At 69.1% G+C, this 21,989-nt stretch carries 16 protein-coding genes, 1 tRNA gene and 2 pseudogenes; 13 read left to right on the top strand and 6 right to left on the bottom strand.

What is annotated here, in order from left to right:
• Positions 1-1,021 precede the first annotated feature (1,021 nt).
• Positions 1,022-2,299, top strand: coding sequence for a hypothetical protein (locus tag ACOTKD_RS00095; protein ID WP_424886714.1), 1,278 nt, complete (start codon positions 1,022-1,024; stop codon positions 2,297-2,299).
• 206 nt (positions 2,300-2,505) lie between these two features.
• Positions 2,506-3,146: pseudogene (locus ACOTKD_RS00090) on the top strand (IS5 family transposase); the annotation flags it as partial.
• A gap of 4 nt (positions 3,147-3,150) precedes the next feature.
• On the opposite strand, the gene ACOTKD_RS00085 reads toward ACOTKD_RS00090, so the two are convergent.
• A complete protein-coding gene (locus ACOTKD_RS00085) occupies positions 3,151-3,282 on the bottom strand; it encodes a hypothetical protein (RefSeq protein WP_424886712.1) in 132 nt (43 codons plus the stop codon).
• A gap of 1,205 nt (positions 3,283-4,487) precedes the next feature.
• On the opposite strand from ACOTKD_RS00085, the gene ACOTKD_RS00080 reads away from it, so the two are divergent.
• The 3 genes from ACOTKD_RS00080 to ACOTKD_RS00070 all read left to right on the top strand — a co-directional run bounded on the left by ACOTKD_RS00080 (position 4,488) and on the right by ACOTKD_RS00070 (position 6,884).
• On the top strand, positions 4,488-4,907 hold the full coding sequence (locus ACOTKD_RS00080) for a hypothetical protein (protein WP_424886711.1): 420 nt from the start codon (positions 4,488-4,490) through the stop codon (positions 4,905-4,907).
• 312 nt (positions 4,908-5,219) lie between these two features.
• Entirely contained in the window at positions 5,220-5,597 is a 378-nt protein-coding gene (locus ACOTKD_RS00075) for a hypothetical protein (RefSeq protein WP_424886710.1), read from the top strand.
• 486 nt (positions 5,598-6,083) lie between these two features.
• Entirely contained in the window at positions 6,084-6,884 is an 801-nt protein-coding gene (locus ACOTKD_RS00070; protein WP_424886709.1) for an SDR family NAD(P)-dependent oxidoreductase, read from the top strand.
• Positions 6,885-6,925: 41 nt separating this feature from the next.
• On the opposite strand, the gene ACOTKD_RS00065 is transcribed toward ACOTKD_RS00070, so the two are convergent.
• Positions 6,926-7,546, bottom strand: a complete 621-nt coding sequence (locus ACOTKD_RS00065; RefSeq protein WP_424886708.1) for a TetR/AcrR family transcriptional regulator — start codon at positions 7,544-7,546, stop codon at positions 6,926-6,928.
• A 328-nt stretch (positions 7,547-7,874) separates the two neighbouring features.
• Between ACOTKD_RS00065 and ACOTKD_RS00060 the strand changes: the two genes are divergently transcribed.
• The 3 genes from ACOTKD_RS00060 to ACOTKD_RS00050 all read left to right on the top strand — a co-directional run bounded on the left by ACOTKD_RS00060 (position 7,875) and on the right by ACOTKD_RS00050 (position 9,952).
• Complete coding sequence (locus tag ACOTKD_RS00060; RefSeq protein ID WP_424886707.1) at positions 7,875-8,084, top strand: hypothetical protein; 210 nt, start codon at positions 7,875-7,877, stop codon at positions 8,082-8,084.
• Between the two features lie 95 nt (positions 8,085-8,179).
• Entirely contained in the window at positions 8,180-8,419 is a 240-nt protein-coding gene (locus tag ACOTKD_RS00055; protein WP_424887339.1) for a hypothetical protein, read from the top strand.
• A 474-nt stretch (positions 8,420-8,893) separates the two neighbouring features.
• Positions 8,894-9,952: an alpha/beta hydrolase gene (locus tag ACOTKD_RS00050; RefSeq protein WP_424886706.1), complete on the top strand. Its 1,059-nt coding sequence runs from the start codon at positions 8,894-8,896 to the stop codon at positions 9,950-9,952.
• Between the two features lie 6 nt (positions 9,953-9,958).
• On the opposite strand, the pseudogene ACOTKD_RS00045 reads toward ACOTKD_RS00050, so the two are convergent.
• Both ACOTKD_RS00045 and ACOTKD_RS00040 read right to left on the bottom strand, forming a co-directional pair.
• Positions 9,959-10,495 (bottom strand): annotated as a pseudogene (locus tag ACOTKD_RS00045) (IS5 family transposase); the annotation flags it as partial.
• A 746-nt stretch (positions 10,496-11,241) separates the two neighbouring features.
• Positions 11,242-11,385 carry a hypothetical protein gene (locus ACOTKD_RS00040; RefSeq protein WP_424886705.1) on the bottom strand — a complete coding sequence of 48 codons (144 nt, stop codon included), beginning with the start codon at positions 11,383-11,385 and terminating at the stop codon, positions 11,242-11,244.
• A gap of 198 nt (positions 11,386-11,583) precedes the next feature.
• On the opposite strand from ACOTKD_RS00040, the gene ACOTKD_RS00035 reads away from it, so the two are divergent.
• Both ACOTKD_RS00035 and ACOTKD_RS00030 read left to right on the top strand, forming a co-directional pair.
• Entirely contained in the window at positions 11,584-12,840 is a 1,257-nt protein-coding gene (locus ACOTKD_RS00035; RefSeq protein ID WP_424887338.1) for an SLC13 family permease, read from the top strand.
• Positions 12,841-12,844: 4 nt separating this feature from the next.
• Entirely contained in the window at positions 12,845-13,345 is a 501-nt protein-coding gene (locus ACOTKD_RS00030; protein ID WP_424886704.1) for a universal stress protein, read from the top strand.
• A 45-nt stretch (positions 13,346-13,390) separates the two neighbouring features.
• On the opposite strand, the gene ACOTKD_RS00025 is transcribed toward ACOTKD_RS00030, so the two are convergent.
• The gene (locus ACOTKD_RS00025; protein WP_424886703.1) at positions 13,391-14,830 is read right to left on the bottom strand and encodes an amino acid permease; all 1,440 of its coding nucleotides are present in this window, start codon (positions 14,828-14,830) and stop codon (positions 13,391-13,393) included.
• Between the two features lie 683 nt (positions 14,831-15,513).
• On the opposite strand from ACOTKD_RS00025, the gene ACOTKD_RS00020 reads away from it, so the two are divergent.
• The 3 genes from ACOTKD_RS00020 (at position 15,514) to ACOTKD_RS00010 (ending at position 18,588) form a co-directional block, all read left to right on the top strand.
• Complete coding sequence (locus ACOTKD_RS00020; RefSeq protein WP_424886702.1) at positions 15,514-16,422, top strand: LysR family transcriptional regulator; 909 nt, start codon at positions 15,514-15,516, stop codon at positions 16,420-16,422.
• A gap of 220 nt (positions 16,423-16,642) precedes the next feature.
• Entirely contained in the window at positions 16,643-17,908 is a 1,266-nt protein-coding gene (locus ACOTKD_RS00015; RefSeq protein ID WP_424886700.1) for a hypothetical protein, read from the top strand.
• A 606-nt stretch (positions 17,909-18,514) separates the two neighbouring features.
• Positions 18,515-18,588 (top strand) — tRNA-Met (locus ACOTKD_RS00010).
• 390 nt (positions 18,589-18,978) lie between these two features.
• On the opposite strand, the gene ACOTKD_RS00005 is transcribed toward ACOTKD_RS00010, so the two are convergent.
• Complete coding sequence (locus tag ACOTKD_RS00005) at positions 18,979-21,504, bottom strand: Helicase associated domain protein (protein ID WP_424886699.1); 2,526 nt, start codon at positions 21,502-21,504, stop codon at positions 18,979-18,981.
• Between the last annotated feature and the right edge of the window lie 485 nt (positions 21,505-21,989).

The raw sequence follows: 21,989 nt of genomic DNA, 5'->3' as shown, positions 1-21,989 counted from the left end.
GTAAAGATCTCCAGGGCCGCCTCCCCCAGACGCCACTGGGCACCGCTCATCGCGGCGACCCAGTCCCGCCCCAGACTGACCAGCTCGTCGTAGCGTTCCCGGGACACGCTCCCGATCATCTCGGGCATCCGGACACCACCCCCGGCGGGCCCGGGTGCGGCACCCTCGATGCCACCAACTTGCCCTGGCAGCCCGTCACTTCGCACCATCCGGCGGCTTCCGCCGGTCGGAAAGGGCGTGTGTGCCCGGCGCGTGGAGCGGGCCCATGGCGCGGATGCGCGGTCTCACATCCCGTCACGCTGTTGCGTGTGTCGCCTGTGCCAGGCCCGTTTGCGGCAGGCGGGAGAGCAGTATGTTGCCGAGACGGGACGCTCGACACCAACCGTCCAGGACGTCCCGCACTCCGGGCAACTGGACGTCACACCGGCCTGGACCGCCTCGGTCCTCGCCCGTGCCCGCCGCATCCGGCGCCAGTGCCGTGACCGGCACACGGATGAGCAGAACACCGCCGCCGTCTTTGCCGCCGGCATCAGCGGACCCCCGCACCCACGGCACAACCGCGGCCCGGCGTCATCATCCCTGACCACGGCCAGCCGCAGCCGGGGCACTTTGTCCCTGCCCATACGAGCACCGTACGAACGGCACCGGCTTCCGCCCACCCCTCACATCGGGCGGACCCGCCCGATACGACGAGCCCCTGGCCAGCACAGGTTTCAGAAATCGGAACTCACCCGATGCCTTCACCTTGTCCTGCAAGCCGCAGACACAGGGCGGCCCTCCCCGCCAGCGGCATTGCCGTGCGCGACTCCAAAACCACCGCCTCGCCCCTCCGCTTCACCCGTCACTCGCGTCGTGCGCGAACACATCCCGCGAGCCGTCGCACGCACCCGAGCGCACTCGGACACATACGCGCGCCGTCGCACCCTGGGGTGCGGTCTTTCGCCAGCGGGCGCACTCTCAGACCACGGTCACGACAAGGAAGCTCATCAGCGACTCGGAACACTCCTCCGCGAGGTGAACCATGACCGCCGGTGATCTCGACACCACATTCGGCACATCCGGAACAACCACGGTGAATTTCGGCCGGACCTCCATCGCCAACGCACTCGCCATCCAGTCCAACGACAAACTCGTTCTCGCCGGCCGCGTCGGCGACGCCAGCACCGGCGACTGGGGAATCGCCCGACTGAAGAAAGACGGCGCCCTCGACCCGAGCTTCGGCAGCAGCGGTCTGGTCACCATCCCCTTCACCGCCCAGGAAGACGTCGCCCGCGCGGTGGCCATCGACTCCAGCGGAAACATCGTCGTCGGCGGATTCGTCGGATCCGAACCGGCCGGCGCCATCGCGTTCGCCCGCCTCACCTCCAGCGGCGCACTCGACACCACGTTCAATCCCACCGGCAGCGTCCCTGGCACCGTCACCTACCGCATCGACCCCACCCTCGGCAACGCGGTACGCGCTCTGGTCATCGATTCCTCAGGCAAGATCCTCGGTGCGGGGATCGGGGGCGCCAACCCGGGCCTGATCCGCCTCAACAGCAACGGCAGTCTCGACACCACGTTCGCCGGGGGCGCAGGCAAGGAAGCCGTGGCCATCGGCGCCTCGGGCCACCTCTTCGCGCTCGCCCTGCTGTCCTCGGGCAAGTTCCTCGTGGCCGGATTCGACGCCACCGGTACCACCACCCAAGACGACTTCCTGCTCGCCCAGTTCACCTCCACCGGCTCCCTGGACACCACCTTCGGCACCGGCAGCGGCGGCGGCTTCACCGACACCGACTTCAACAGCCTCAACGACCTCGCCTTCGCCATCGGCCTGCAGAGCACCGGAAAGATCGTCATCGGCGGCGACACCGACTCCACCGACGCCTTCGGGCTCGGTGGCGATGTCAAGGCGGGATGGGCCCGCTACACCACCAGCGGTGCCCTCGACACCACTTTTGGCACCAGCGGCAAGACCCAGATCAACCCCACCTCCCTTGCCGACGGCGTACGGGGCATCGTCATCGACAGCAGCGACAGGATCGTCACTGCCGGTTTCATCGGCGAAGCCAGCGCCATCTCCAGCTTCCTCGACCCCGTCGCGGGCAGCTTCGGCGTCTACCGCCTCACCTCCAGCGGAGCACCCGACACCAGCTTCGGAGCCGCAGGCGGCGGGTGGGTCCGCACCACCTTCGCCAACGGCGGTGACGGAGGGCGCGCTGTGGGCCTGCAAAGCAGCGGAAACATCGTCGTGGTCGGCGGTGCGACCACCGGCACCCCGGCCCAGCTGAACTTCGCCGCCGCCCGCTACCTCAGCTGACCCACCCCGGGCGGCCGACCCGCTCCGCTGAGGGGCTCCTCGCGACGAGGAGCCCCTCAGCCATGAATGGCGCACGCCTGCACGTGCTCACCACGGTCGGCACATGACCGTGGGGACGGGTTGCCCCTCCTCCTCGAAACCCGACTGGGGTTCAGCAACCCTGCACAGGCGTTGTCATGCAGGCCTCAGACACAGCTTCTCAGGTCCTCACCTGGCTGCAATCCTTGGCCGACGCGAAGGGGAGGATCACGTGGGACCTGAGCGTCGACTCCACGGTCTGTCGTGCTCATCAGCATGCGGCTGGGCCCCGCAGGCAGGGTGACCTGCAGAAGGAACCGCCAGGCGGTGTGTTCACCGAACCCGAGGATCACGGACTGGGTCGCTCACGCGGCGGGTTCACCACCAAGTTGCACCTGGCCGTCGAGCAGGGTCAGAAACCCATGTCGATCGTGATCACGGCCGGGCAGCGCGGTGACTCGCCGCAGTTCGAACCCGTGTTGGACAAGATCCGCGTGCCCCGCATCGGTCCGGGACGGCCACGCGTCCGCCCCAACCGAGTGCGGGCCGACAAGGCGTACGCCTCCCGCAGGAACCGCGGCTACCTGCGCCGCCGCGGGATTCGCTGCACCATCCCGGACAAGGCCGACCAGGCCGCAACCGCCGAAGGCTCGGTTCCCGCGGCGGCCGGCCGCCGCGCTTCGACCCGGCCGACTACCGCGAGCGCCACGCGGTCGAGTGTGGGATCAACCGCCTCAAGAGGAACCGCGCTGTCGCCACGCGGTACGACAAGCTCGCTGTCCGCTACGAGGCGACAGTCCTGGTCGCGGCGATCAACGAGTGGCTGTAATCCTTCACTGAAAAGGCATCGGGGTCCACGGCAACGCCTCCCGCATCTCAGACAGCAGGTCGTGCAGAACCTGTTTGGTCGGATCGTCCACGGTACGACCGCCCGCTTCAGCTACACGCAGCACTGGCTTCAGCATGCACGCGACTGTACCGACCCATAGGACTCAGACGCGGAGTCTGTGGCAAGCGAGCGTCACACTGGGCCCCGCCGGAGACAACGTACTTGACAACGCTGGAGCCGCCAGCAGCTTGTTGACCGCTTTGAACCCCGATCCGGAAGTGGTCCCATTCTCACCGCTTCACTCGCTGTCAGTCGGCCTACGGACCTAGGCAGTTGTCCAGCTCCTGGTTGCAGTCATCGTGGCAGGACCGCCACTGATCGTACGAATAGTCCATTATCGGCGCACATCCGTCCTCGCAGGTTTTATACCGCTGGTCGCAATAGATCAGATGTTGCCGCTCCTCTTCGGTCCAGGCAGGCACGATCCGGTGACCGCGGTCGCCGACTCGCGGGCCCTGAGCGTACGGGTCGAAGCGCTGGTGGAGGGACACCTCAGCGTGGAATCCAGGGATGGCCATGGTGGATCTCCCCTCTGCGTGGTCTGGGTTCGGAAGCGGTACAGGCGCCCTGACCATCGACCGCAGGCGCCTCGCGCCCGCGTCCCCGAGCGCCGCCCTAGTGGTTCGGTGCGCCGGAGTGTATTCGGTGCTCTCCTTCCACCGTACGCTCGCCGGGTCCGTCCGGACTCCCGGCCCTCGTCTGCCGGACCGGCACCTCGGGACGATCAAAACCCGACCGCCCGGTCGGTCTCTGATCGTCCCGAGGTGCCGTCGGCGCCGAGTCGACGCAAGATGGAAGGTAAGCGGACGGCCGCGGCTCCCGGGTGAAGTCCCCCGGGCAGCCAGCCGTGCGCTGATAGCCAGGTTCCGTCCCGGGAGCGGGAGCGGGAGCGGGAGTGAGGAAGATGGCGATGCGCGGGACGGTCCCGCCCGGGGTACTGGGGTCCGGCAGCGCCGGGTGCGAATCCCCGGGTTCGTCCCGGACGAGGAGATCGGACTCGGGGACGCCGTCAAGCGCGTGACGTACGCGATGGGAATCAAGCCCTGCGGAGGTTGCAACCGGCGCGCGGCCGCACTCAACCGTCGGGTGGTGCTGACGACGCGACGAAGGCGCTGACGCCCTGATGTGTGCGCATGAAGTGCCGGCGGTTTTCCGCTCAGCTCAGCGCTCCCACGCTTTCGCGCATTCGCCTTTCTCATGTTTTCTCGTTCAAGGAGTCATTGATGGAAGAGGAAAAACCCCGAACTGGTGGCGGACCCTCCGTCTGAGGAGCCCGATCACATGGAACCGGTAGCCGGGTCCGCCCCGTATCCGTCGCACACCCCAGCGGATTGCGGCTGCGGCTGCGACCGAGGAGAAGTACGGGCCGCCGAAACGGATTCGGTGCATGAGGACGGCGGATGCAAGCCTGCTATTTCCTCCTACGCATACGTGCTGGGCCAGATCGACTTCCGGTTCCCGAGTCTGTCGATCGAGAAGGAGCTCGCGCAGAATGTGGGACAGGCCGAGGTCTCCCAGCTGACCGACCGCCAGGCTGTCCGCCAGGTCATCTCACAGCCCGAGAACCGCTATCTCGCACGGCGGCGGCGATCGGATGGCTCTGCCTCACCGACGACCCAGCCCCCGAGGAACTCCGCCAGGCCGTCGACGCCTTCGCCGACGACGAACGCGCACACGCCATGGAGGACCTACCGTGGATGAGCGTCGCCTCTGGAACCAATGAACCTGGACTCCTGCGCTGCAAGCGCTGCATGCTCCACCCGGAGGAACCCAACCCGGAAACGGTCTTCTGGGACTCCCTGTTCTGAGCAACCGGGCTGCGGTTGTGCATCGGAGGTGTCCAGCGGGGCCAACTGCGGCGCACGGTCACACCGCGCCCCGAAACTCCTGGACCGGGCTCGCTACCTGCGACATACCGCCTATTCCGGAAGGGGGGGGAGTCTCCGCCCCGGTACGCCGTGCGACGGCCGGGGAAAAGCCGCTGTCGGGGCGTGCCGCTGGGAGACTGCGGGGATGAGCACGCAGCGGCTTCCGTTCCCGGTCCCGGATGAACGCGCCCGCCTCTTCGTCGACAGCTACGCCGGCATGCACGACCTCGTTGAGGACCTGGTCGCGTCCGCCGGCGTTCCCGAGGCAACGGCGAGGGTCCTGCGTACGGCCTGCGAGCTGCTGCGTCAGTCGTACTACTGCTACGAGTTCTCCACCGTGGCGGTCATGCACTCCCTGATCGCGGTGGAGATCGTGCTGCGTGACCGGATCCCGGACGCGGGCAAGAAGCCGCTGTCCGAGACCACCTCCACGTGCTCTCGGACGCCGACCTCCTCGACATCCGACGCGGCACTGGGAACTCGCTTCACGACCTCGACCACCATGGGCACACCGGCCGGCTGACTGGCATCGACACCAGCCTGGAGGCGATCTGTCAGACCGCCGCCAGTCGCGTGACCGCCCTGCACGCTTCGGCGCCAACAACATGTCCTTCACCGACGGCGCCTTCGACATCGTCACCGTCTGGGCGAATGCGCGGACGTCCGCGACGCGGTGATGGAAGGTCATCACACGATCAAGCTGGTGGACGGCCGCGGCCTTGAGCACGGCCGTGGGCAAGGCCTCCAGCCGCGCCGCGCTCACGTCGGCTGAGCCTTCCTCCGGCCCCGGCGCGATGGGCCGATCGCGCAGACCGGACTGATCCCCGCCTCATCGTGACGTTACCCCCGACCAGGAAGTTCGGTAGCCGTTTTCGTTCGCGCTCACTTTGGCGCGCTCGGCGGGCGGGTCCAGACACACCAGTAAGTCTACAGTCGTATACTTACGTGTCGGATACCTCGCATCACCACAGAGTGCGGGCCGCGATGCGGCCCTGAGAGGGAACACGAGATGAACCTCAACCTGACCGGTAAGCGCGCGCTCGTCACAGGTTCGAGCGCGGGGCTGGGCAAGGACACGGCGAAGCTGCTGGCAGCCGAAGGTGCCGCGGTCGTGGTCCACGGCCGGGACAAGGACCGTACGGAGAAGGTCGCGCAGGAGATCCGGGAGGCCGGCGGGACGGCCGGCGCGGTCGTCGGTGACCTCGCTGATGACCGCGCCGCCGCCGACGTCGCCCGCGCCGCCACTGCGGACGGCCCCGTCGACATCCTCGTCAACAACGCCGGTTTCTACCGGGACCTGTCCTGGGCCGAAGCCACTCCCGACGAGTGGCGCGATACCTACAACGTCAACGTCGTCTCAGGCGTCCGCATGATCCAGCATCTGGTCCCTGCCATGCGCGAACGCGGCTGGGGTCGTGTCGTCACCATCGGCGGCGGGCTCGCCTCCCAGCCGATGAACACCCACCCCCAGTACAACGCCACCTTGGCCGCCCGGCATAACCTCGCTGTCTCCCTCGCCCGCGAACTCAAGGGCACCGGCGTCACCTCCAACGTCGTTTCCCCCGGGGTGATCCTCGTCGAGGCCACCAAGGACCTCGTCACCAGCATCGCGCCCGCCCGTGGCTGGGGCCGGACCTGGGACGAGATCCAGCCCCACGCCGTCCAGGCTCTCCTCCCCAACGACCAGGAACGCTTCGGCGAACCGGAGGAGATCGCCGCAGCCGTCGCCTACCTCTGCAGTGACTACGCCCAGTACATCAGCGGAGCCACCATCCGCGTCGACGGCGGACTCATCCGCTCCGCCTTCTGAGCGCACAGACTCCGCTATCCCGCGTGCCGACGGGGGGGGGGCTACCCGTCGGCGCCGTCGAGACCGGTTCCGGGCACAGACGTGCCGCCCGCCTCGCGGATGACCGGTTCGAGCATGTCGGTGAGGAGGGCGGTGAGGCGGGCGTCATCGGCCGTGACGAGCGCGGTGGTACCGACGACGCCGCGCAGCAGCCACGTTCCGGCCACCAGCGCGAGGGCGAGCTGCGCGCGCACCTCGGCGTCCGATCCGTCGAGCAACCCCGCCAAACGTGCGCCTACGTTGGTTTCCACGCCCTGCCGGACGATGCCCGCCGCCTCCGGATCCGGCGCCGAACGCAACAACAGCAGAAACGGGTCGAGCCGCTCGGCGCCGGACGCGGTGCGCTCGGTGAGCGTGTGGGCGATGGCACCCGCCAAGCCGGTACGTTCGTCGCCGACGATGGCCGGCGGTGCGAAGGAACGAGCGACGGCCTGTGTGAACAGGCCCTCCTTCGAGCCGAAGTAGCGGTTGATCATCATCGCCGTCACACCCGCCCGCTCGGCGATCTGGCGCACCCCGGCCCCGGCGTACCCGTGCTCGGTGAACTCCACGACCGCGGCGGCCAGGATCGCCTCGCGCGTCGCGGCGGCGTCGCGCCTACGGGCAGGATGTGCAGTGCTCATGGTCAGGAGCATACGGGGACGCCGATGCACGGATGACGGGACGGTGGAGCCGCGATCAGCGCGCTGAAATCCCCACTTTCACCTCGTCCGCCTCAACCTCCGTCCCGCGCAGCTGATCAGAGTGATTCCGGATTGACCTGGATGATTCCGGCGCAATGCTCACACTCGCGTTGACTCAACCAGCCCAGCAGGAGTCGGATACGGGAAAAGGGGCCACTCATGTCAGCCCGGCCCCGGACTCCCAGCTCAGAGGGTCGCCGTCCAGGGAGGCCAACCGGAGCACGCCGGAAACTTGCCGTAGGAGTCCACTTCCACCCCGCTGGCCCAGATGGAATTCCAGGGGCCGTTCGCCCACGCCCACCTCCGTGTCGAACTGGTCGACCTGCCCGTCGCGGGGAAACTCGGAGCCGAGAGCGGCGCCGACCTCGTCGGCGTCGGCATGGTGTGGTTCAAGGCGGAGATCCCCAAGACCGGCATCCGCGCCGCGGATGGGCCTTCACCACCCTCATGGCACCGTGGCGCTGCCGGGTCACGGTGACGTTCAGCTGCGCGATGCCCCACCCGCGCTGGCTGCCCGCCCGACTGTGGACGGCCCTGACCGCGCCCCTGGCCCGGCTGGCGGCATAACTCTTCCTGCGGGCCGCATGGCGCGATCTCAGCTTCGACTGTCCCGTGTGGAACCACATGAGGTACCAGGACCCGCCGCGCCTGACCAAGTACGACGGCCGGATCGGACCGCTACGACACTGGACCCGCCAGTTCTACCCGCTGACCTCGCCGAACGGCCACGGGCGCCGGGACCAACTGGCCGACACGGCATCGCCCCAACAGGCCGAGGACCGCAAGGGCAGCACGGTCTGCAACGCGACGTGAGATCGGCGCGGCCGCGATCGGACCGCCGCCGCCTTGGACGTGCCGAATGGAACTCGCCCGTAGGAGACGAGCGTGATCCGTCCGAGTCGCCGCATCCATTCGCAGTCGACCCTGCGCGTGTCTTTAACGGTTGTGTCACGCGGCTCAATTGGGGCGCGTGACACAACCGTTAAAAACACTTCCTGTTCCGGTTCCCCGAACGCGCTACGCACTCACCGTGCGCGCCGGGCGCGCCCCTCTGCACAACCCCTCGCCTGCTCTGTTCAACCGCGTACTACGGGCGCAGTGTTGCTTATCGCCCGGCGGGCCCGCACGCGCGGGAGCGCTCCTCCCGATGGCTGCTGGGGCCCTCGGGATGGTAGGGGGCAGGGCTGTGGCCTGCATGTTTCTGTCTTCGGCTCAGGTCGGCAGACCTTGACCGCCGTACTACGGAATGCGGAGGCGCATGTGACCAGATTGAGAAACTATGTGCGAGTGTGGTGTGTTCTCGGGCTGGCCGCGCTGCTGGCGGTGTGTGTGCCCAGCGGCGGGGCAGCGCGGGCAGCGTCGGCCTCGTGCCAGGGCGCTGACATCCCCGTCACCGGTGTCGTGTCGGCGACGATGCACGGCACCCTGTGCGTGCCCGAGGGTGGTACGTCCGACACGGTGATGGTGCTGGTGCCCGGCGCGACGTACAACCACACCTACTGGGACTTCCCGTACCAACCCGAGAGATACAACTTCCGCCAGGCCATGAATGGTGCCGGCTACGCCACCTTCGTCGTGGACCGGCTCGGAACCGGCGCGAGCTCACGCCCGCCCAGCGCCCTGGTCACCGCGTCCGTCCAGGCCGGGGCCGTGCACCAGGTGATCCAGGCCCTGCGCGGTGGCCGGATCGGCGGCACAGCCTTCCGCAAGGTCACCCTCGGCGGCCATTCGCTCGGCTCGCTGATCAGCGTCATCGAAGCAGGCACCTACAACGACGCGGACGCGGTGGTGCTCACAGGCATCACCCACCGGATCGTCGCCCAGAAGGTCGTGGACATCTTCACCTCGTCCTTCTACCCTGCGGCCCTGGACCCGGCATTCGCCGGAAAAACCTATGACCCGGGGTACCTGACCACAAGGCCCGGCACCCGGGGCACCGACTTCTACGCCCCCGCGACCACCGACCCGGCGGTGCTCGCCACGGATGAGGCCACCAAGGACGTGTTCAGCCCGGTCGAGGCGGCCGACGGTCTCGGCGTGGCCGGACTCCTGCCGTACTCCCGTCAGATCCAGCACCCGGTCCTGCTCGCCGTCGGCGACCAGGACCGATTCTTCTGCGACTCCCTGGGCGGCAACTGTGCCAGCGCGGTGGCACTCAAGGCCCAGGAGGGCCCGTACTTCGGATCTGCGGCCTGCCTGCACACGTACGTCCAGCCTGGGGCGGGCCACGACCTGAATCTGGCTACCAATACCGTCCCGTACCAGCGGGCGGTACGGGACTGGGCCGACACGTTCGTCGGAGCGGGGCCCGAACCGGTCACGCCGCCCGCCAAGGCCTGTGGCTAACAACGCCTAACGGAATGAGTTGATCTGTCTGAGGGGGTTGAGGCAGCAGGCGAGGCGGAGGAAGGCTTCGTGGATGCCGGCTCGTCGTTCCCAGCGGATGCGGAGGCGTTTGAAGTCGTGCAGCCAGGCGAAACTGCGCTCGACGACCCACTGGTAGGTGCCCAGTGGTGTGCCGTGGCGTGTGTCGCGTCGGGCGATGGCGGGCACGATCCCTCGTTTGGGTACCTGGTTGCGGTAGATGTCGTGGTCGTATCCCCGGTCGGCGAAGAGCGGGTCCGGCTTCCGGCGGGGACGGCCGACGCGTCCGCGTACGGGCGGGATCGCCTTGAGCAGGGGCAGCAGCTGGGTGACATCGTTGCGGTTGGCGCCGGTGAGGATGACGGCGAGCGGGGTGCCGTGGCCGTCGGTGATCAGGTGGTGCTTGGAGCCGGCCCGGCCGCGGCCGACCGGCGACGGGCCCGTCGCGATCCCCTCTTTTAGGGCTCTGACCTGGCTGGAGTCGATCACGCAGCGGGACCAGTCCAGTTTCGCTGCCGCGTTCAGTCCGCCAGGATTACGAACACCACGATGACTCTCCGCGCCAGCTCCCTAAGACCTGTGCCAGAACCCACTTCTCATCGACATTGATCAAGCAAACCCACGGGCAGGACCAGCGCTTCCCGTGCCTGCGGGGATGGTCCCGAGGAGAACGCTGCCCGACGGTGAGCCATGCAGTGCTCCCCGCGCACACGGGGATGATCCCAATCCCGGAGTGCGCAAGACGCTGAGGGACCTCTGCTCCCCGCGCGCGGGGATGGATCTACGATCTCGACCTCACCGTCGGCGACGTCCTGCTGTTTCCCGCGCGTGCGGGGGATGGTCCCTGCCTGACTGTGAGGGTGGGCAGCACGGAGCGGCCGTGTTCGGCGGCGGTGGCGGCGGTCATCCGCATCGCCATCCCCGGGGATCTCCACGACGGCCGAGGCATGGCAGCGGGCGTGCGCGTACCGTACATGTGCGACCCGGCCCCGTGGACCGCCCGAGCCCCGCGATCCGTACGACGATGTTGGCCGGCCCGGTGGGGTGGGCCTTCTTCTCACAGCCAGGGCAGATCGTGTTGTTGAGGGTGACGGCACCGGCTTTGGCGACCTCGTCCGGCCTCAGCGCGGCCCGTACGTCAGGGCTCATTCGGATGCCGGTCATCATCGCTCCCCGGAAGAAGTACCGGTGTGCTGCCCCCCCAGCACACCGGATCCGTGTACGCCGGACGGGCTCTTCGGTGATTCTGCGTATCGCGATCACCAGCGGTGTCACTTCTTGCTTCTGGCCGCTGTGGTGGCCGACCAGCGCATGCCGAGCGTGTCCAGGTCCGCCCGGCGCTGCTCGGTGAGCTTGTCGGCCTGTTGCTGCTTGGTGAGCTTGTCGGCCCGTTTCCTGATGTTGCCGGGCACCATGCCGAGCTGTGATCGAAGGCGCCTTTCGGTTTCCCGCCGGTCAGAGGCTTCTTCGCCGCCCACTGCGGCGGAAAGGGCCGGGGACACCCCGCGGCGTCGGCCCTGAGCGGAGCGACCGGGCACGCAGGGAAGTGGGTGAAGCTGTACACCGAACTCCTCCCCCTCGTGCCCGGGGGCCGCACCTGAAAGGTTCCGACCCTGAACGCCTCTCTCGCAGAAGCACTGTCCGTCGTCCTGCTCCTCGCCGTGCTGGCCTGCGCGGTGATCAGGCCCTGGGGCTGGCCGGAGGCGGTCGTGGCGGTCCCCGCCGCCGCAGTGGTCATCGCCACCGGAGCGATCTCCCTCGACCATGCCGTGGCCGAGGCCGCCCGGCTGGGCCCGGTGATCGGCTTTCTCGCGGCCGTCCTGGTCCTGGCCCAGCTGTGCGACGACGAGGGCCTCTTCCACGCCTGCGGCGCCTGGACGGCGCGCCGTGCGGCCGGCCGCCCCCGCCGCCTGCTGGGCATCGTCTTTGTGATGGCCTCCCTCATCACTGCGGTCCTCAGCCTGGACGCCACGGTGGTCCTGCTGACCCCGGTGGTCTTCGCCACCGCCGCCCGGCTGGGCGCCCGTGCCAAGCCGCACGTCTACGCCTGCACCCACCTGTCGAACACCGCCTCGCTGCTGCTGCCGGTGTCCAACCTGACCAACCTGCTGGCGTTCGCCGCCAGCGGCCTGTCCTTCACCCGGTTCGCCGCGCTGATGGCGCTGCCGTGGCTGGTCGCCATCGGGGCGGAGTACGTGGTGATCCGCCGCTTCTTCGCCACCGACCTGGACGCGGGCGCCGACGCCCCGCCCGCCGTCGAGCCCCCTGAGTTTCCGCTTTTCGCCCTGTTCACGGTGGCGGGCACGCTGGCGGGTTTCGTGCTGGCCTCGACGCTCGGTATCGACCCGGCCTGGGCGGCGGCCGCGGGCGCGGCCGTCCTGGCGGCCCGCGCCCTGGCCCGGCGGCGCACCGGCCCCCGCGCGCTCGTGCGGGCTGCAGCCCTGCCGTTCTGCGTCTTCGTGCTGGCACTGGGCATCGTGGTCCGGGCGGTGGTCGACAACGGCCTGGCAGGCGCCCTGGGCCGCGTGGTCCCGGGGGGCACCGGCCTGGTGTCCCTCCTGGTCATCGCGGCGCTGGCGGCCGTCCTGGCGAACGTCATCAACAACCTGCCCGCCGTCCTGGTGCTGCTGCCGCTGGCCGCCCCCACCGGACCGGGCGCCGTCCTGGCCGTGCTCCTCGGGGTGAACATCGGCCCGAACCTCACCTACGCCGGGTCCCTGGCCACGCTGCTGTGGCGGCGTATCGTGCGCGAACACGACACCGACGTGGAACTGGGCGAGTTCACCCGGCTCGGCCTGCTCGCCACGCCTGCCGCCCTGCTGCCGGCGGTGGTGGCACTGTGGGTGTCACTCCACACGATCGGAGGCTGAACGCGTGAGTGTCATCGTCTGGATCGTCGAGGGCACCTGGCCCGCCTGCATCGACGCAGCGCGCGCCCACACACCCGCGGACGCCGAGACAGTGCTGCTCCACGTCAGCGGCCCCGGAGCGCCCGGCGTGGCGCACGGCGCCTACGCCGGTCTGCTGGGACGGGCACGCCCCGACCGCGACCCCGGCACACGGGTGGAGCACCTGGCCCACGATGCGGGCGAACGGCTCCTGGCCGACGCGGCCGCGCGGCTGGGGCGCCCGTGCACCCGGCGGGAACGCTCCGGTCGCGTCGAACGCGAGGTCGTGGCCGCCGCCGAGCGTGCCGGCCTGCTCATCCTCGCCCGCGACGGCGACCGCACCCACCTCGGCCCCCGCAGCCTCGGCCCCACCAGCCGCTTCATCGTCGACCACGCCCCCTGCCCGGTCCTGCTGGTCTGGCCGCAGACGCCACCAGGCACGGCCACCATCCCGCCACCGCCACCGCACCCTCCGCACCACCGCTGATGCCGCGACCCGCGCACGTCGCGGGCCGGTAGGCCGGTGGCCGGCTCACCCCTCGCTCTCGCCGGCGGCGCCCGCCACGCGACCGCGAACCGCGTACCAGCCGGCGACCAGCGCCGCGGCGATCAGCGGCACGCACAGCACGGTGGCGCGCGCGGCCCCTCCGTCGGCGTACATGAGGACCAGGACGCAGACGAGGAAGGCCAGCGTGACGAGTTCGGTCCACGGGGAGCCGGGCAGGCGGTAGGAGGGGCGGGTCAGTGCGCCGCCTCGGGTCTTCCGCCAGAAGAGGAGGTGGCAGACCATGATCATGCCCCAGGTGGCGAGGATGCCGAGGGCGGCGAGGTTGAGCACGATCTCGAACGCATCCGCCGGAACGACGAAGTTGAGCCCGACGCCCAGGACGCACATGCCGCTGGTGAGCAGGATGCCGCCGTAGGGCACGTGGGTGCGGCTCAGCCGGGCGGTGAAGCGCGGTGCGGAGCCGCCCACGGCCATGGAGCGCAGGATACGGCCGGTGGAGTAGAGGCCGGAGTTGAGCGAGGACATGGCCGCGGTGAGCACGACCAGGTTCATCACGTCGCCGGCCGCCGGGACGCCGATGCGCGAGAGCACGGTCACGAACGGGCTCTGGCCGGCGCTGTAGCTGCTCCACGGCATCAGCATCGACAGCAGGACGACCGAGCCGACGTAGAAGAGGCCGACGCGCCACATGATCGAGTTGATCGCCTTCGGCATGATCTCCTCGGGCTTGTCGGTCTCACCGGCTGTGACTCCGACCAGTTCGACGGAGGCGTAGGCGAAGACGACGCCCTGGATGATCAGCAGCACGGGCAGCAGGCCGTTGGGGAAGATCCCGCCGTTGCCGCTGATCAGGGCCGGGCCGGGGACGGCGCCGTCGACGGGGTGCCCAGTGGCCAGGAGGAAGATCCCGATCCCCATGAAGACCACCAGCGCGCCGACCTTGACGATCGCGAACCAGAACTCCAGTTCGCCGAAGATCCGCACGGAGATGAGGTTGACGGTGAGGACCACGGCCAGGGCCACGAGCGCGATCACCCACTGCGGGACATCGGAGAACAGGCGCCAGTAGTGGGTGTACGTGGCGACGGCGGTGATGTCGGCGATGCCGGTGGTCGCCCAGTTGAGGAAGTACATCCAGCCGGCGGTGTAGGCGCCCTTCTCCCCGAGGAACTCCCGGGCGTACGAGACGAAGGCACCGGAGGACGGCCGGTACAGGACGAGCTCGCCGAGCGCACGCACGACGAGGAAGGCGAAGACGCCGCAGACGGCGTAGGCGACGAACAGTGAGGGCCCCGCCTCGGCGAGGCGACCGCCCGCGCCGAGGAAGAGCCCGGTGCCGATCGCCCCTCCGATGGCGATCATCTTGATGTGCCGGGGTTTCAAGGTCTTGCTGTAGCCGGTGTCCCCGGCGTCGACGTGACGGGCCGTGGGGCGCTTGTCGTCTTGGAGGAACTGCTCGCTCACGCCTCGGATCTGCCTTCCATGGTGGTGGCCGTGCACTTAAGGGCGCACGATGTCGGTGAGGGCCGGCCGGCATGCCGGTGCGTGGCGTGCCGGTCTCCTGCTCCGTCCTGCCGAGCAGACGGCCCGGATGGCCCGGATGGTCCAGGTCCACCGGGGTGCGGCGCGGCACCCCCGGCGAGGCGGGATCCCGGCGTGCCGGCGCACTCCGGCAGGCCATGGGCGGCCTGGCCGCCGAAGGCGCGGGGGGCTGTGGCCGTGATGGCCCACCCCGCCGGGCAGGCGCTTCAGGAGGGTGCCGCCCGCGTGCGCGCTCACCGGCCGCACACCCCGGCACACTCCGGGAACGGGTGTGCCGCGAGGGAGGCCGGCGGCAGCGGAACGGCGCGGCCAACCGCCGCCTGAGGACAACCGGCGTAGGGGCATACCACTTCCTTCCGGGGCATGAGAGGTGATCGCCGACGGCCGGATCCACACCCGCCCGCCGGACGTCCCCGGCCACGGCAGGCTGCGGCAGGAGGCGGACGGGGCAACCGGCGGAGGGCACCCCCACCGGCAGAGGAACGGCAACCACGCCCCAGAAGCACGGACTTGCGTTTTTCTTGCCGCGAGCAAGAATCCTGCTGGCGTTCCACCGCAATCACAAGAAAACACATCTTCGCAACAGATAAGTGAGCCTTAACTCCGTGCACGGACTCGACCCCCGCCTGCTCGCCACCCTCGAAGCCGTCGTGCGGCACGGCTCTTTCAGCGCCGCCGCACGCGAACTCGGCTACAGCGCGCCCGCCGTCTCCCAGCAGATCGCCGAACTCGAACGCCGCGCGGGCCTCAGGGTGCTCGAGCGCCGCCCCGTGCGCGCCACCCCGGCCGGCGAAGTCCTTCTCGGCGCCGAACAGAGCGTCCGCAACGCGCTGGCGACGGCATTGGCGGAACTCGACGCCATGCGCGCGGGCACGGCCGGCCGGATCCGGCTCGGCGCCTTCGCCTCCGCCGCCACCAGCATCGTTCCGCAAGCGCTGGCCCAACTCCACACGGCCTACCCCCACGTGCAGGTCAGCCTCTGCCAACTGGAACCCGAGGCCGGCTACCACCGGCTCAAGCGGGGGGACATGGACCTGGCCCTCAGCTACGACTACGACTTCATCCCCGACCCGCCGCCCCGGATGCTGCGCCGGACGCTGGTCGCACGGGATCCGGTGGTGGCCGTGGTCCCGGAACACCACCGCCTGGCCGGCAGGGAGGTCATCGACCTGGCCAGCCTCGCGGCCGAAACGTGGATTGCGGCTCCGGAGGCCGCTCTGCGCCTGGAACTGCTGTCCCAGATGGCCCAGACGCCGGGTTTCCAGGCCCGCCTGCAATACGAGGGGGACGACTTCAACACGGTCCTGGGTTTCGTGGCCGCGGGCCTGTGCGTTGCCGTCATGCCGCGACTGGCACTGGGCCGCGGCAACGCCCGGGTCGTGGCCCGTCCCCTGGCCGAGCCGCAGTTGACGCGCTTCATCTACGCCGTCCGCATCGACACCCGGCACGCCCCGCGCGCCGTCCTGGACCTGGAGCGGATGCTCGCCGCGCAGGCACTGTCCGCGCTCTCCTGAGGTCCACCGTGCGGCCGGGGGCGGCAGCCGGATGCGAACGGATTGTGGAGACCGTGTGAAAGCAGCCAACTTGACGGCGGCTGCACGCGCGTAGACCGCACCGTGGCGCCAGCGTTTCCGGCACCTCCGACTATCAGCCACAATGGCTGAAAGTTAAACTATCGAGTGCCGGGCCCACTACGTTTGCGGCGGTCGACGTTCCACCGAGAGGAAACCCCTCATGACCGCAGCCAACAGCACACCGAGAACCGCCCGCATCCTCACCGGCTACCGCCCCGAGGACGGCTTCATGGCCGCAGAACTGAACCCGCCCCCGGCCGAATACGTATGGCACGACGAGCACGCCGCACAGCAGGAACAGCGCTACGGCCCCGGAGCCGGCTACCACCAGTGGCTGGCAGTAGACGCACGCAACGGCGCCGTCTGGTTCGGCGACACCGACTGGCGGACCCCGCACGAAGACCTCAGCAGCCAGCTCCCCGGCCCACCCCGCAGGGCACTCGGCGACGGCACCATCCCCGCCCCCGCAGTCATGGTGCACCTCCTCGGCCACCTCACCCACGACGAACGACGCGGCTGCTCCTGGCGATTCTTCACCGCCGAAGAACTGCACACCCTCGCGCTGCGCATCCTGCCCGCCGTACAGCGCCTCGTGGACTCCGTCCACCGGATCGGGCCACAAGACGAACTGGAGTGGTCGGCCGAGGCCGCCACCGCCTGGGACGACATCGAGCAGGCCGCAACCCACACCCAGGCCCCCTCCGGCGAGCTCCTGTGGCCCGCACCACGCACGACACCGACCCCGAAGTGGCGCATCGAAGTCGGCACGTTCCTCTCCATGAACCCCGACCTGTGCGACCCCTCCTGGGGCCTGGCCACGGACGCGGAACTCGACGCCTACGCCGACTACTCTCCAGAGAGCGGCTACGGAGGAGTACCGGGGCGGATGTGCCGCGCCACCGACCAGCAGATCGAGGACGGCTTCACCTTCTACGGCCACCGCGCCGCCCTGTACACCTACCGAGCCCAGGCATGCGGCGACCGCACCCCGACAAACGCCCGTACCTGGCTGGAGACAACGGAGGCCGGCCGGCACGCCTGGGAGGCGGCCAAGCCCCCCGGAGCCACCCTCGCCGACGTCCCCGACTGCGTACTGGCAGCTCTGGCCGAAAGATTCCAGAACGCCGCACACGAGGAGGGCCTAGCCCTGACGGGCCTGAACGCCTACATGCACCGGCTGCGCGCCGAGGAACGCTTGGCCGTCGACCAGCAACTCGTCTGCGAAGCCGAGGAAGTCGAACGCCTCGAGAACATACTCAAAGACTCCCGCGCCGCACGCAACCGCACCGTGACACGGATCCTCGCCTGGTCCGACGGCCGCAGCGACGGGGAAATCGCCCGCCTGGCATCCATGCCCGACGCCCACGTCAGCAACTGGCGGGCCCGCCTGACCGACGAACAGATAACCACCACACCCGCACCCTGAACCACCGGGCGGCCAAGACGGCACAGCCTCCCCACACCCCACCTGCCAGGGCGGCCCACCTGCCCCTCCCAGGGGCCCCAGACGTACCAGCGCCGTACGCAGCCGCGCCCACCACCACCGCGGCTGCGAGCATCACCTGCCTCACCTGCTCGACGAGGCAGTTCCGGAGCATCATGCCGCTCGCGCCCGGCAGGACCCGCGGACAACCGGGCAACCAGATACTCCAGGACGACACATACGAGGCCTACGACGGCGAGGGCCACCCTTACGCGGGTCGCGCACTGGCCGCCCCGGCTGGCGCGCAGTCCGAGCAGGTGCGCACCGGACTCGGGGCTGAGTACGCACCTGCCCCGTACCTTGGCCTCGTCGCGGCTGCCGCACAACATGAACACCATGGCGCGGGTGGCGCGACCGGCTGCTTGGACGGCCACTGCCAGGACCGCAAGAGGAGACGGACGGCCTTCACGACGCCGTCCTCGACGGTTCGAACGCCTACGGCATGCCCCCTGTCCACGGTTTCCTGCTGCCGGACACACCCAGCCACCGGGCTCGGCCGGGAAATGGTCTCCGGCATCGTCTGTAGTGGCGTACTGTGGGGATCACCGACGCGGGGTGGAGCAGCTCGGTAGCTCGCTGGGCTCATAACCCAGAGGCCACAGGTTCAAATCCTGTCCCCGCTACTACTGAGAGGGACCGGACCCGACAGGATCCGGTCCCTCCCGCATTCCTGGCCGCCCCCGTCGGGGCCACGCCGCCGGCCTGGTCCTGGAGCCTGGGCAGTCTGCACCAAGAGACCGGAGTGAAGACAGGCCTGGCTGATTCGAAGGCACCGCTGCGCCCCGGCGTCTGTGTTTCAAAGGCAATTTGGTGATCTTGGTATGTGTTTCGCTGGTGGCGGGAAAAGAGGGAGAGCAGGGGCATCGGCGCGGTCGACCAGATATCGAGCCGGGCCCGCGCCGCTCACAGGGCTGCGGACACCTATCGGTCCCTGGCAACTGGCCGAAGGGCTGGAACCATACGGACCCAGCCCCTGCTGTCTTTCTGCCGAGACCATGTCCGCCGACCCGGCCCTACCAGCGCATCCCCAAAGCGTCGAGGTCGCTGCGGCGTTGTCCGCTCAGCTTCGCGGCTCGCTTTCGTACGTTATCGGTCCAGGTGCCGAGCTTCACTTCCACTACCTGGCTAGCTGTGTCCTCAAGCTGTTCGACGTGTTTTCTGGGGACGTTGAGGTGGCCTTCACGGGCGTGGAACTGCCGTGCCGCGCGGAGATTGAGCGCCCACTTGTCTTCCTGCGTGCGTTTCACGGGCCGCTCGTCTTCCCCGGCCGGCGTGAGGCCCAGAACGTTCTCGAGCATCCACTGCTGGACCGGCATGAGGCTGTCCCAGCCGAGGCGGCATGCCTGGGCCCAGCGTCCGAGGTCCTCACCCTGCACGATCACCTCACCCGCAACCGCCGGCACCGTCCCGCCGCCCTGGACGTGGGCCTGGGCGAGGCGGAAGCAGCGCTGCCATCCGGTATCCCATACCGGGCACCACCCAGGGTCGATCTCCTCCAGCGCCTCCCGCCGCGCCTGGGTCAGGGCTTTGGTACCGGACCCAACAAGCAGGCCGGCCTGGCGGCGTGCGGCGATGATGTCTGCGAGCCGGGCCGCGGTGCGCATGTTCTTGGCCCAGGTCCCGATGGGGTAGCCGTTCCAGACAGCGGTGGCGGGCGGCAGGAAGTGCCCATGCTCCTCAGCCCAGGCCCGTGCAGCGGTGAGCCCTTCCCCGAACGCGACGTCCTGGTGCGACCACACCATCCCGAACCCGTCGAGCTCCGTGACGCGAGCCGGAGCCAGACGTCCGGCCTTGTTGAAGCGTCGCTGATCGGCCAGCCACGTTCCCAGCGGAAACCCGGCAGGCGACCAGTCGTCCGGGGTGACGAAGTCGTACGGCACCCGCAACTGCACGACGCCGGTCTCCTTCACATACCGCACGCACGCTTCGACCCCGCGCCTCCAGAAGGCGTTCTCCGGCTCGATCACCCGCAGCTTCACAAACCGGGCCAGCTGCACCGGGTCTCTGGGCGTGCTGAACTTCAGCAGCTCCCGAGCGGGCGCACTCGGCCCTCGCTCACCCTCCAGCTGCTCCTCGCCTCCTTCGCCGACCCCGGCCTCCCCCTCGGGCTGGTAACTGCCGCTGCGCCGCCGTGGGTCGGCGAGGGCTTCGATGGTGTCGGTGTCGTGTGCGCGGAGCGCTGCGAGGATCTTCGCCAGGGTTCCGTAGGCGGGAGAGGTCAGCATTTCGTCCGGGGTTTCACCTGGCGCGAGGAATACCGGAACGATCAGTGACGCGACTTTCCCCTCACCGGGCTTGATACGCAGTGCGCGGCCGACCATTTGCACGATATCGATCATCGACCCCCGCGCATCACAAAAGGCGACGGAATCACAATTCGCTGTATCGACCCCTTCGCCCAGAACTTTCACGGAGCTGAGCACGCGCAGCGCGGCCGGCCGCAGCTCGTCCTCGCTCTCGAGGACGTCGGAGGCGAACTCGGCCAGCACGGCTCGCCGGTGGCCGGGGGAGTGCTCACCGTACAGCCAGTCCGCCCACACCCGCTCCGGCACCGGGAACCGCTGCGGATCATCCTCCCACAGCCGCCTCGCGCCGCCGACGACTCCGTTGGCCATGGCCTCGGCCTCGCTGACCTTGCTGTGGAACGTCAGCACCTTCCGCAACCCCTCCTGCGCCGCCGCTGTCAGCACACCGGCCTGCAACGCCGCCAGCCGGGCCCCTCGCACGACGTCCGAGCCGGGGCCGGCCACCTGGTGCGCGTCGTGGAGCTCGGGATCGGTGATGTCCACGCACACCACCTGGTACGGGGCGACCAGTCCGCGGCTGACAGCCTCGGACAAGGTCAGCTTGAACGCCACAGGCCCGAAGACGGGGGAGCCGGGGTCCATGCTTGCGATTAGTCGCGGCTCCCCGTCACGACCACCCCCGGCCGCTTCCCAGACGCGCGCTGTGGCGGTCATGTAGAGCCGCCGGGCCGCCGGGATCTTGGCCTGGTCGTGCACGGCCGCCCACGGCTTCCCCGCGTCCCCGCTGGTCCGGTGCGCCTCGTCCACGACCATCAGGTCCCACACGCCCAGGCCCTGAGCGTGTGCGCGCTGGAGAATGCCGAGGCCCACAGCGGCGTAGGTGGCAAACACCGTCACCCGCTCCAGTCCCCGCGCCCACGCCACGAGCTCCGCCGGGTCCGTCGTGCAGGGCATGCCGTCGGATTCCTCGGCCCGAAGCCGGCAGACCCCGATCATCGTCCCGGTGCGGCCGCCTTCCCGCCATGCGGCCGCGGTCTGTGTCAGCAGATCCAGAGTCGGCACCAGGACCAATACCCGCCCCGCAGACAGTTTTTGGGCGGTCTCGGTGGCGATCAGCGTTTTGCCCGAGCCGGTCGCGGCGATGAGTTGGGTCCGCAACCCCTCGGCCGGCATGTGTCCACCAGTGGGTGTCTGTAGAGCGCAAAGAACGGCATCGACCGCCTCCACCTGATGCGGAAACAATCCTTTCCCCGGCATGAAGTTTCCCTTCCTCGCTCGCGCCTGACGCTTCATCGGGTCCCCTGGAATCCGGTTATTCCGGAAACCAGGGCCGGATAATTGACTTCCTGTCCCCTTCGTGAACGGTTTTTTGGGCCGTGCTAGGTATCCCGTCTGGGGATCCGGGTTCCGTAGCGGGGGTGGCTTGTCTCTCCATAAATTAGCGGGACTATCAGGATGACGCATGCTGCTTGTTTGAGGTGTTCCGGTCCGTTTGATTCCGCTACCCTGGGGTCCTCGTGGTGAAGATTACCCGGCACTTTCTGTCTGTGCTTGACTCAATCACAGTCCGACAGTGGCCCACTGAATCCCCGTCACCCAAGGCAGAGCCAACCCCCCTTCCTCCTAGCCAGCCCAAGGAACACGCGGAGCGTGTTCCGCCAGGCCGGATCGCGGAGCGATCCGAGCCCGAGGCCAACGGAGTTGGCCTCCCGGGCCACGGAGTGGCCCGGATTCTCGGGACGAAGTCCCGAGTCCCGCACGGCGTGCGGGGATGTTTC

Origin of the sequence: Streptomyces sp. XH2 (genome assembly GCF_049725035.1) — a bacterium.
Taxonomy (GTDB): domain Bacteria; phylum Actinomycetota; class Actinomycetes; order Streptomycetales; family Streptomycetaceae; genus Streptomyces; species Streptomyces roseoverticillatus.
The sequence above is the reverse complement of the archived record's forward strand: the minus strand, read 5'-3'. Positions and strand labels throughout refer to the sequence as shown.

What these genes read in the sequence shown, in the direction of transcription:
- ACOTKD_RS00095 (WP_424886714.1), top strand. Translation starts at nt 1,022, where the DNA reads ATGACCGCCGGTGATCTCGACACCACATTCGGCACATCCGGAACAACC.
- ACOTKD_RS00085 (WP_424886712.1), bottom strand. Translation starts at nt 3,282, where the DNA reads ATGCTGAAGCCAGTGCTGCGTGTAGCTGAAGCGGGCGGTCGTACCGTG.
- ACOTKD_RS00080 (WP_424886711.1), top strand. Translation starts at nt 4,488, where the DNA reads ATGGAACCGGTAGCCGGGTCCGCCCCGTATCCGTCGCACACCCCAGCG.
- ACOTKD_RS00075 (WP_424886710.1), top strand. Translation starts at nt 5,220, where the DNA reads ATGAGCACGCAGCGGCTTCCGTTCCCGGTCCCGGATGAACGCGCCCGC.
- ACOTKD_RS00070 (WP_424886709.1), top strand. Translation starts at nt 6,084, where the DNA reads ATGAACCTCAACCTGACCGGTAAGCGCGCGCTCGTCACAGGTTCGAGC.
- ACOTKD_RS00065 (WP_424886708.1), bottom strand. Translation starts at nt 7,546, where the DNA reads ATGAGCACTGCACATCCTGCCCGTAGGCGCGACGCCGCCGCGACGCGC.
- ACOTKD_RS00060 (WP_424886707.1), top strand. Translation starts at nt 7,875, where the DNA reads ATGGAATTCCAGGGGCCGTTCGCCCACGCCCACCTCCGTGTCGAACTG.
- ACOTKD_RS00040 (WP_424886705.1), bottom strand. Translation starts at nt 11,385, where the DNA reads ATGGTGCCCGGCAACATCAGGAAACGGGCCGACAAGCTCACCAAGCAG.
- ACOTKD_RS00015 (WP_424886700.1), top strand. Translation starts at nt 16,643, where the DNA reads ATGACCGCAGCCAACAGCACACCGAGAACCGCCCGCATCCTCACCGGC.
- ACOTKD_RS00005 (WP_424886699.1), bottom strand. Translation starts at nt 21,504, where the DNA reads ATGAAGCGTCAGGCGCGAGCGAGGAAGGGAAACTTCATGCCGGGGAAA.